This is a genomic window from Nocardia sp. NPDC003345 (assembly GCF_053589395.1).
Genome location: NZ_JBSFRU010000243.1, coordinates 1 through 9,911 on the forward strand (window position 1 = coordinate 1; position 9,911 = coordinate 9,911).

Annotated in this window: 10 protein-coding genes and 1 pseudogene; 6 read left to right on the plus strand and 5 right to left on the minus strand. The window is 68.6% G+C overall.

Annotation, left to right across the window (positions count from 1 at the left end):
* Positions 1-140: 140 nt before the first annotated feature.
* Complete coding sequence (gene mfd, locus ACWDU1_RS23050) at positions 141-3,755, plus strand: transcription-repair coupling factor (RefSeq protein ID WP_450001421.1); 3,615 nt, start codon at positions 141-143, stop codon at positions 3,753-3,755.
* Positions 3,752-4,528 (plus strand): MazG family protein, encoded by a 777-nt coding sequence (locus ACWDU1_RS23055; protein ID WP_450001423.1) that lies wholly within the window; start codon positions 3,752-3,754, stop codon positions 4,526-4,528. The genes mfd and ACWDU1_RS23055 overlap by 4 nt, the downstream gene beginning before the upstream one ends.
* A gap of 7 nt (positions 4,529-4,535) precedes the next feature.
* On the opposite strand, the gene ACWDU1_RS23060 is transcribed toward ACWDU1_RS23055, so the two are convergent.
* Complete coding sequence (locus ACWDU1_RS23060) at positions 4,536-5,138, minus strand: TetR/AcrR family transcriptional regulator (RefSeq protein ID WP_450001425.1); 603 nt, start codon at positions 5,136-5,138, stop codon at positions 4,536-4,538.
* 100 nt (positions 5,139-5,238) lie between these two features.
* Here ACWDU1_RS23060 and ACWDU1_RS23065 point away from each other — a divergent pair.
* Positions 5,239-5,829, plus strand: a pseudogene (locus ACWDU1_RS23065) (SDR family oxidoreductase); the annotation flags it as partial.
* Positions 5,830-5,942: 113 nt separating this feature from the next.
* Positions 5,943-6,065, plus strand: coding sequence for a hypothetical protein (locus ACWDU1_RS23070; RefSeq protein WP_450001437.1), 123 nt, complete (start codon positions 5,943-5,945; stop codon positions 6,063-6,065).
* Positions 6,066-6,116: 51 nt separating this feature from the next.
* Here ACWDU1_RS23070 and ACWDU1_RS23075 read toward each other — a convergent pair whose 3' ends face one another.
* Positions 6,117-6,707 (minus strand): TetR/AcrR family transcriptional regulator, encoded by a 591-nt coding sequence (locus ACWDU1_RS23075; protein ID WP_450001427.1) that lies wholly within the window; start codon positions 6,705-6,707, stop codon positions 6,117-6,119.
* A gap of 121 nt (positions 6,708-6,828) precedes the next feature.
* Between ACWDU1_RS23075 and ACWDU1_RS23080 the strand changes: the two genes are divergently transcribed.
* The gene (locus ACWDU1_RS23080) at positions 6,829-7,230 is read left to right on the plus strand and encodes a DUF4345 domain-containing protein (protein WP_450001429.1); all 402 of its coding nucleotides are present in this window, start codon (positions 6,829-6,831) and stop codon (positions 7,228-7,230) included.
* A 37-nt stretch (positions 7,231-7,267) separates the two neighbouring features.
* Here ACWDU1_RS23080 and ACWDU1_RS23085 read toward each other — a convergent pair whose 3' ends face one another.
* Positions 7,268-7,936: a class I SAM-dependent methyltransferase gene (locus ACWDU1_RS23085; protein WP_450001430.1), complete on the minus strand. Its 669-nt coding sequence runs from the start codon at positions 7,934-7,936 to the stop codon at positions 7,268-7,270.
* Positions 7,937-7,995: 59 nt separating this feature from the next.
* Here ACWDU1_RS23085 and ACWDU1_RS23090 point away from each other — a divergent pair, with 59 nt between their 5' ends.
* The gene (locus ACWDU1_RS23090; protein ID WP_450001431.1) at positions 7,996-8,634 is read left to right on the plus strand and encodes a TetR/AcrR family transcriptional regulator; all 639 of its coding nucleotides are present in this window, start codon (positions 7,996-7,998) and stop codon (positions 8,632-8,634) included.
* A gap of 21 nt (positions 8,635-8,655) precedes the next feature.
* Here the strand turns inward: ACWDU1_RS23090 and ACWDU1_RS23095 are convergent, their stop codons facing one another.
* Positions 8,656-9,231 carry a TerD family protein gene (locus ACWDU1_RS23095; protein ID WP_450001433.1) on the minus strand — a complete coding sequence of 192 codons (576 nt, stop codon included), beginning with the start codon at positions 9,229-9,231 and terminating at the stop codon, positions 8,656-8,658.
* Between the two features lie 54 nt (positions 9,232-9,285).
* Positions 9,286-9,768, minus strand: a complete 483-nt coding sequence (locus ACWDU1_RS23100) for a pyridoxamine 5'-phosphate oxidase family protein (protein ID WP_450001435.1) — start codon at positions 9,766-9,768, stop codon at positions 9,286-9,288.
* Between the last annotated feature and the right edge of the window lie 143 nt (positions 9,769-9,911).

Below are 9,911 nucleotides of genomic sequence, written 5' to 3' on the forward strand. Positions count from 1 at the left end.
CGAGGCGGCGCAGCCGCGAGTCTCGAGCGCTGACAGCAGACGCTCAGAGGGCCGAACCCCGCGCGGCGAAGCCGCGCCAATAAGCACAGTAAACTCCTCTCGGCCGGGAGAACTGTTTCATTCGCGATTCAGGAGAGAACATGTCTGCCCCTCGTCCACCATTGGCGGGATTGGCCGCGGTGGCCGGTGCCGATATCGCGTTGCGGACCGTTTCGGGGATGCTCGGGCAGTCGCCGGTGGAGCTGGTGGCGCCGTCGGCGGTGCGGTCGTTCGTGGCGGCGACCGTGGCCAGCGATCGTCCCGTGGTGCTGGTGACGGCGACCGGGCGGGAAGCCGATGATCTGACGCTGGAGCTCACCGAGATGCTGGGGGCCGGGGTGGCCCAGTTCCCGTCGTGGGAGACGCTGCCGCATGAGCGGCTGTCGCCGGGCGCGGATACCGTGGGCCGCCGGCTGGAGGTGTTGCGGCGGCTGGCGCATCCGGAGGATCCGGTGTTCCCGGAGCCGTTGCGGGTCGTGGTCACCACCGTGCGGTCGCTGATGCAGCCGATGGCGAGTGGGCTGGGCGATATCGAACCGGTGGTGTTGCGGATCGGCGGGGAGGCCGATTTCGACGAGTTGGTTTCGCGACTGGTCGAATTCGCGTATACGCGGGTGGATATGGTCGGCAAGCGCGGTGAGTTCGCGGTGCGTGGCGGCATTCTGGATCTGTTCCCGCCGACCGCCGACCATCCGGTCCGGGTGGAGTTCTGGGGTGACGAGATCACCGAGTTGCGGCCGTTCTCGGTGGCCGATCAGCGGTCGCTGGGGGAGACTTCGCTGACCGCGGTGGTGGCGCCGCCGTGCCGGGAGTTGCTGCTCACGACCGAGGTGCGGGAGCGGGCCGCGGCGGTGGCGGCCGCCAATCCGGCGGACGCGGCACTGGTGGAAATGCTGGACAAGCTGGGCGAGGGGATCCCGGTGGAGGGGATGGAAGCCCTGCTGCCGGTGCTGCAGCCCGGGGAGTTGCGGTTGCTCACCGAACAGCTGCCGGGCGGGACCCACCTGTTGGTGTGTGATCCGGAGAAGGTCCGTACCCGGGCCGCCGATCTGATGCGTACCGGGGAGGAGTTCCTGGAGGCGTCGTGGACGGCGGCGTCCTTCGGCGGGGACGCACCGCTGGGCGCGCACGGCCTGGATCTGGCCGCGTCGGCGTATCGGCCGCTGTCGGAGATCCGGGACAGCGCCGATGAGCGTGAGCTGCCGTGGTGGACGCTGAGCCCGCTGGCGTCGGGCGATCCGGCCGAGGTGGAGTTGCCGGTGCAGACCGGGCCGGCGGCGCGGGGGTCCGATGAACTGGTCGCGACGATTTTCGCGTCGCTGCGGGCGCATGTGCTCACCGGCGGCCGGGCGGTGGTGGTACTGGCCGGGCACGGTACCGCGCAGCGCACCCTGGAACGTCTCGGTGAGGCGGAGGTGCCGGCGGCCCAGCTGGCGGCGGGTGCGGAGCCGGAGCCCGGCGTGGTCGGTGTGCTGTGCGGTTCGCTGCACGACGGGGTGATCTTCGGTGACGCCGGTCTGGTGGTGGTCGCGGAATCCGATCTCACCGGTAACCGGGTCACCGCGCCGGGTGACGGGAAGCGGCTGCCCGCCAAGCGTCGTAACCAGGTCGATCCGCTGGCATTGAACGCCGGGGATATGGTCGTGCACGATCAGCACGGCATCGGCCGGTTCGTGGAGATGATCGAGCGCACCGTCGGCGGAGCCCGGCGGGAATACCTGGTCATCGAGTACGCGCCCGGTAAACGCGGCCAGCCCGGCGACCGGCTGTTCGTGCCGATGGAATCGCTGGACCAGCTCTCGCGGTACGTGGGCGGAGAGATGCCGAGCCTGTCGAAGCTCGGTGGCGCCGACTGGGCCAACACCAAACGCAAAGCGCGTAAGGCGGTCCGGGAGATCGCGGGCGAACTGGTGCAGTTGTATGCCGCCCGGCAGGCCGCGCCGGGGCACGCGTTCGGTCCGGATACTCCGTGGCAGCGGGAGATGGAGGACGCGTTCGCGTTCACCGAGACCGTGGATCAGCTGACCGCCATCTCCGATGTGAAATCGGATATGGAGAAGGCCGTGCCGATGGACCGCGTGGTGTGCGGCGACGTGGGCTACGGCAAGACCGAGATCGCGGTCCGGGCGGCGTTCAAGGCGGTGCAGGACGGTAAGCAGGTGGTGGTCCTGGTGCCCACGACCCTGCTGGCCCAGCAGCATCTGCAGACTTTCACCGAGCGGATCGCCGGTTTCCCGGTGACCGTGCGGGGGTTGTCGCGCTTCACCGATCCCGCCGAATCGCGGGAGGTGCTGGCCGGAATGGCCGAGGGTGAGGTCGATATCGTGGTCGGCACGCACCGCCTGCTGCAGACCGGGGTCCGCTGGAAGAACCTCGGACTGGTGGTCGTGGACGAGGAACAGCGTTTCGGCGTCGAGCACAAGGAACATATCAAGGCCCTGCGCACCCATGTGGACGTCCTCACGATGTCCGCGACCCCGATCCCGCGCACGCTGGAGATGAGCCTGGCGGGAATCCGGGAGATGTCGACGATCCTCACCCCGCCGGAGGAACGGCATCCGGTGCTCACCTACGTCGGCGGTTACAACGATAAACAGGTCACCGCGGCGATCCGCCGGGAGCTGCTGCGCGACGGCCAGGTGTTCTATGTGCACAACCGGGTGTCGTCGATCGAGAAGGCGGCCAAGCGGATCCGGGATCTGGTGCCGGAGGCGCGGGTGGTGGTCGCGCACGGGCAGATGAACGAGGACACCCTCGAACGTACGGTGCAGGGGTTCTGGCAGCGGGAATACGACGTGCTGGTGTGCACCACCATCATCGAGACCGGGCTGGACATCTCCAATGCCAACACCCTGATAGTGGAACGGGCGGATGCGCTCGGACTCTCGCAGTTGCATCAGTTGCGCGGCCGGGTCGGGCGCAGCCGGGAACGCGGATACGCCTATTTCCTGTATCCCGCGGAGAAACCGCTCACCGAGACGGCCTACGACCGGCTCGCCACCATCGCCCAGAATTCCGACCTCGGCGCCGGTATGGCCGTGGCCATGAAGGATCTGGAGATCCGGGGTGCGGGCAATGTGCTCGGCGCCGAACAGTCCGGGCACGTCGCCGGAGTGGGTTTCGACCTCTATGTGCGGTTGGTCGGTGAGGCGGTGGAGGCCTACCGGGCGGCCGCCGACGGGAAACCGATCACCACCGAGGAAACCAAAGAGGTGCGTATCGATCTGCCGGTGGACGCCCATATCCCGCCGGACTACATCGCCAGCGACCGGCTGCGGTTGGAGGCCTACCGGAAACTCGCCGCCGCCCAGGACGATCCGGCGCTGGCGGGCGTGGTGGAGGAACTGGTCGACCGCTACGGCGCGTTGCCGGTGGAGGTCGGCCGGCTGGTGTCGGTGGCGCGGCTGCGGTTGCTGGCCCGCGAGTACGGCGTCACCGAAATCGCGGTCACCGGTACCACGGTGAAGGTGTCGCCGATGTCGCTGCCGGATTCGAAACAGATGCGGCTCAAGCGGATCTACCCCAGCGCGACCTACCGGGCCGCCAGTGGTGTGGTGCAGCTGCCGCTGCCGCGGGTACGTGACAGTGTCGGGGCCGATCGGCTCCGCGATGTGGCACTGCTGCAATATCTGGCGGATCTGCTGCTCGCCCTCGACGGTAAGGCGGCCGGGGCGGTCGACCTCACCGTCGCGACCGAGGTCACCCCGGCGCGATGACCGCTGATCGGGGATCCACCGGCAGCGTGGACACGGGGCCGGCGTCCGCTGGTCCGGAGCCCGGTGCGCTCGACCGGGAAACCGCCACGGTGGCGGCGGGATTGGCCGAGGCGGTCGAGGTGATGGACCGGCTGTGGCGGTTCGGCGGCTGGGAGGTCACCCAGACCCACGATTCGCTGCGGCCGTATCTACTCGAGGAGACCTACGAACTGCTGGACGCGATCCAGCAGGAGGACGTCGCCACCATTCGCGAGGAGCTGGGCGATCTGCTGCTGCAGGTGCTGTTCCACTCCCGGATCGCCGAGGCGGCCGGGGAATTCACCGTCGACGATGTGGCGGCCACGCTGGTGGCAAAACTGGTGAATCGCAGTCCGCAGCTGGGTCCGGATCCGCGGGAGTCCGGTGCCGGTGCGGCGGCCACGGTCGAGGAGAAGATCGCGGCGCAGGAAAAGGCCTGGGAGGAACGAAAATCCGCGGAGAAGACCCGGCGCTCCTGCCTCGACGGTATCGCCATGGCCCAGCCGGCCCTGGCGCTGGCCGAGAAGGTCCGCTCCCGCAGCGCGCGGGCGGGCCTGCCCGCCGACCTCGTCCCGGAAGCGCTCCGCGTCGTGTATCTGGGCGGCCCGGAGAGCGCCGAAGAGGTCGTACGTAAGGCGACGCTGGCCTTCGCCGCCGCCATCCGCGGTGCCGAGGACGCCGCCGAACGGGCCCGGGGCGCCCGGCTTCCGCTCTCACCCGCGGACTGGACCCGGTTCTGGCCCAACGCTTCCTGATCGTGAACTAGCTCGCGGCGCCGGCGCGTTGCGCCTCCGCGCGGGGAGTTGCCGCTGCCGCCTGCATACCGTCGAGCATGTAGTGCAGGTATTTCGCGGGGTCGGCGGCCGCGGGGCCGGGTAGGGCATTCGGGTGGCAGGTGAAGACGTTGAGCAGATACACGATGTCGTCGGCGTGTACGTCCGGCCGGAGGGCGCCGTCGGCCTGGGCCCGGCGCACGAGATCGTCGAGGCGGCGCACCCAGCGGTAGCGCTCTTCGGCGAACTCCGCGCTGTCGGTGAACACGGTGTCGGGCAGTTCTGCCAATGCGGCCGCCAGAGCGCCCCGGCCGGAGTCGGCCACCCACAGGACGAACAGCCGGATCGTGGTCCAGGCGTCGGGATTGTCGCCCGCGATCCGTGCCAGGGCCCCGGCGATCGAATTCAGATAGTGCAGCCCGATGGCCGAGATCAGGGCGCCGCGGTCGGGGAAGCGGCGGTAGAGGGTGCCCACTCCGACTCCGGCCCGGTCGGCGATCGCCTTCATCGGCGCGTCGATGCCTTGCTCGGCCACGACCTCGGAGGCCGCCGCCACGATCTTGTCCAGGTTGCGCCTGGCATCCGCGCGCATGACCCTCCAGAAATGGACGATTGAATTCCGTTTAGTGTAGCGTCGTCGCGTAAGAGGAATCGGAGGTTCCGGTTCCTCTTGGGCGATTCAGGGAGGCATGATGATCGTGGTCACGGGCGGCACCGGAACGGTGGGCACGGCGCTGATCGAGCGGCTGTGCGGCGAGGGCTCCGGCCGGGAGGTGCGGGCGGTGGTGCGGCGACCGGTAGAACTGGGCGTCGACACCGTAATCGGCGACTTCGAAGAGCCGGAGTCGATCGGCGCGGCGCTTTCTCCCGGTGATCGTCTGTTCCTCAACGCCAACCCGTTCCCCCGCTTCGCCGAGACCTTCGAGGCGGTCGTCGACCTGGCCGGCGCCGCCGGTGTCGCGCAGATCGTGACCGTATCGGTGCTCGGTGCCGTACCGGGCGGGCGGCTGGCCGGGGGTGTCCACGGCGAGGTCGACGAACATCTCCGGGCTTCGGGTATTCCGTACGCGATCCTGCAGCCCACGGGTTTCATGCAGTACTTCCGCACCGAACTGAGGCAGGATCGCTTCTACGGTTCCTACGGCGCGCAGCCGGTCAACTACATCGACGCCCGGGATATCGGCGATGTCGCCGCCGCGCTGCTGACCGCTCCGGTCGGCGAATCGCGCGATTACCTGCTGACCGGCCCCGAATCGCCGACCCACGACGAGATCGCCGCCGTCATGACCACCGTGCTCGGCCGCGAGATCCGGTATGTGGATCTGCCCGTCGCGGACCTGGCCGCGCGGCTGGCGGGCGCGGGCGTACGGAGCCCCATGCCACCGACCTGCCTGCAATGCAGGCCGCGATGGGGGCGGTCTGGGCGGAGATCCACCCGACGGTGCGGGAGGTCACCGGGCGGCCGCCTCGTACCCTGGCCCGGTTCCTGGCCGACCATCTCTCGGCGTTCGCTGCCTGAATCGTGCGGACGGCCCGGGTCCGGCCGGCGGGTGACCGGCGTTGGGAGTCCTCAGGTTTCGCTCGCGCCGAGGATCGGCCTCAGCGCCCCGCCCAGTGCGCCGATGCAGACGGCCCGGAGCTGGTCGCGGGTGCAGGAGCGCTGCTCCAGCCAGTCGACGGTGAGTACCCGGACGAAGGTCAGCCAGCTCATGATCACCGACGATGCCGCGTCGCGGCGCGTTCCGGTCAGGCCCGTGATATCGACCATGCGGTAGCGCAGTTCGCCGAGTTCGCCCCAGATGATGGCCTGAACGGTCGGATCGCCGGCGAGCTGCCGGTTGGCGGCGATCACCGAATGCGCGTTGGCCTCGAAATAGTCGAAATGGGTATCGAGGGCGGCGGCCAGCTGGTCGTCGAGCGGCCGCTGCGAGTCCAGGACGGTGTCATCGAGCAGCCGGGCGGCCGCGCGCCGGTAGACCTCGGCGAAGAGCTCGCGCTTGTTGGGAAAGTGGCGATACAGCAGGGCTCGTGAGACTCCGGCCGCGGCCGCCACATCCTCCATCAGGACCTCGTCGTAGGCCCGATCCGCGAACAGGCGCTCCCCGGCGTCGACCAGGAGTTCGCGGCGTTCCTCGGGTGCGAGCCGGCGACGGGTGCTCATTACGACCACGTTAGTTGACGTGTGTCTACCGGCGGTCGTATGGTCTTAGTAGACACACGTCAACTAACTCTGGGTCGCGTGGGTTGTGCGGCACGCAGGGGATTCGATGGGGAGTGCTCATATGGAAAAGACACTGCGATCGCTGTGCTGGATGATGGGCGTGATCTGCACCCTGATCGGGCTGGCGCATATCGTCATCGGCCCGGACGCGGTCCCGGATACGGGCGCCCTCACCGCGACCGACGACAATCAGAACCGTTTCTTCGGCGCGATATTCGCGGGTTACGGGCTCGCCTGGATCTGGGCGGTACGACAGTCGCCGGTGGCCGGGAACGCGGTGCGGTGGCTGGCGGGAATCATGTTCGTGGGCGGCCTGTCCCGTTTCTTCTCGGTCGCGGCGCACGGCTGGCCGCACCCGTTCGTCATCGGCCTGACCGTCCTCGAGCTGGTCCTGCCGCCTCTGTACTTCTGGCTGGTCCGCGGAGTCGACGCCCGTCCGGCTCCGATGGCGGCGACCGTCTGATACATCCTGGACGTTCACGCCGTCGCCGCCGGGATCGTCAGGCCTTGCGGCGCAGGGTGAACCAAGAGGTCGGTACCGAGTTCGTACCCGGCGTGACGTCGAGCAACTCCCAGCCGGGGAACCCGGCACGGAGTTCCTCGGCGGTGACGCCCGCCGCCCACGATTCGAGCGGGGACCTCGAAGCGCCGGCCGGTTCGGGGCCGTATCCGAACATCAGCAACCGTGCTCCCGGCGCCGCGCGCTCGGTGAGTCCGGTGGCATACGCGCTCCGGCGGTGCAGCGGTATGCCGCAGTAGCAGCTCAGATCGAAGAACAGCTCGAAGGGGCCGGGTGCGTCCAGGTCGTCGAGCCGGGTGGCGTCTCCCGGCAGGAGTCGTACCGTCACCGCCGCGGCCGCGGCCTTAGCTCTGGCCTCGTCGACGGCCCTGTCGATCAGATCGACGGCCGTGACCTCCCAGTCGTGCCGGGCGAGATAGATCGCGTTCGTCCCGGTGCCGCAGCCGAGTTCGAGGGCGCGCCCGGGCGGCACCGGGTCCGGCCCTTCTATCAGCGCGATCAGTTCCGGTGGGGTGACGCCGGTGTCCCATGGTGCCTTGCCGGCGCGGTAGAAATCCGCCAGCGCGCGATGGACGGCTTCTTCTTCGCGGTGTTGCTCGCTCGCGGTCGGGGCCGGACCGGGCCTCGGGGTCGTCTCGGGCTGGTTCATCGATCCTCCACAAATTAGAGTTGAACTCTAGTGATGATTTCTAGAGATACACTTGCGGCATGGAGGCAGTCAAGCGGCCGGACAAACGAGGTGAGCGCGCACGCCGCACCCGCCGGAAGATCGTCGACGCGGCGCGCGAATTGTTCGTCGCGCAGGGGTACGGGGCGACGAATCTGCAGGAAGTGGCAGACCGGGCCGGTGTGGCCGTGCAGACGGTCTACTTCGTCTTCCACAACAAGCGCACACTGTTCAAGGACGTCGTCGATACATCCATCGCGGGGGATACCGAACCGGTCGCCACAATGGATCGTGAATGGTTCCGGGCCGCGTGCGCCGAGCGCACGGCGGCCGGTCAGTTGCGGGCGCACGTCCACGGCACCCGCGAGATCCTGGGGCGGGTCGCCCCGATCATGCCGCTCATCGCGGCCGCCTCGGCCACCGATCCGGAGATCGCCGCGCAATGGCCGGACGGCCCCGACCCGCGCTACACCGTGCAGTACGCGGCGGCCGAGGCTCTGGCCGGCAAGCCCGGTATACGCCCGGGGCTTACCGTCGAGGAGGCGGCGGACCTGCTGTTCGGCGTGCTCAGCCCACAGCTCTATCTGGTCTTCGTCGGTGAGCGCGACTGGTCACCGGAGAAATGGGAAGAGTGGGCCCGCGATACCTTGGTTTCCCAGCTCTGCTCCGATCCCGGCTGAGCGTCGGAGGTGACGTGCGCGTCAGACGTTCACGCCGTAGTCGCGGGCGATGCCCGCCAGCCCCGACGCGTAGCCCTGGCCGATCGCGCGGAACTTCCATTCGCCCTGCCGGCGATACAGTTCGCCGAACACCATGGCCGTTTCCGACGAGGCGTCCTCGGAGAGGTCGTAACGGGCGAGCTCGGCGCCGGTGCCCAGATCCACCACGCGGATATAGGCGTTGCGGATCTGCCCGAAGGACTGCCCGCGCTGATCGGCGTCGTGGATGGAGACCGGGAAGAAGATATTGGTGATCGATTCCGGCGTATTCGCCAGGTCCACATTGATGACCTCGTCGTCGCCGTCGCCCGCGCCGGTGAGGTTGTCACCGGTGTGTTCGATGGCGCCGTCGGGGGAGCGAAGGTTGTTGTAGAACACGAAGTGCTGATCCGAGAGGACCTTCAGATCCGGCCCGGTGGCGAGGGCGCTGGCGTCGAGGTCGTGGTCGGCGCCGGTGGTGGTGCGCACGTCCCAGCCCAGTCCGACGGCGACCTTGGTCAGGTTGGGGGCCTGCTTGGACAGCGAGACATTGCCGCCCTTGGCCAGGTTGACGCTCATGATCTCCTTCCCGCGGCGCCCCGCGCCGGTTCCGGCGCGGCCCGGCGCCGGGCCTCAGTTCTTCTCTTCGTTCTCCGCCCAGGTTTTCAATGTCGCGACCCGGTGTTCCAGCGCGTGCAACTCACTGTCGTCCAGCACGGTGCGCTGAATACCCTGGGCGACCATGAAAGCCGACTGCCGATGGTCGTCGATGGTATCCACGTCGAGGCGGACCGCGACGTAGTCGTCGGCGCCGGGCATCTCCTCGGCGATGACCTTCGCCGCGCCGCGGGCACACAATGCCACATTGCCGCCGCCGAGTATCAGCAGGGCGACCTGCGGCCGCTCCCGCAGGCGGGCCAGCGAACCGCGATCGAATTTGAGACTCAGCAGGATCCGGCGGTCACCGGCGCGCACCGGCCACGAGACCGGAATGGCATGCGGCGCCGGATCTGTGGTGACCAGGACGGCGATGGTCTCCTGCGGCCACTCCGGCAGCGCCTCCAACTCCGGATGCTCGGTCGCTGGGTTCTCCGTAGGGCTGAGTCCGGCTGCCATATCGTCCCCTCCTGGATCGACGTGCCACGGCGGAGGAAATGCCGCGGCCGACACCATTCTAGAGGCCGGAGCCGACAAGCGCCCCGGAAGTACCGCCTCCCACCTGCAACGGAACACTGTGCCGCGGTATGGGATCGGATACC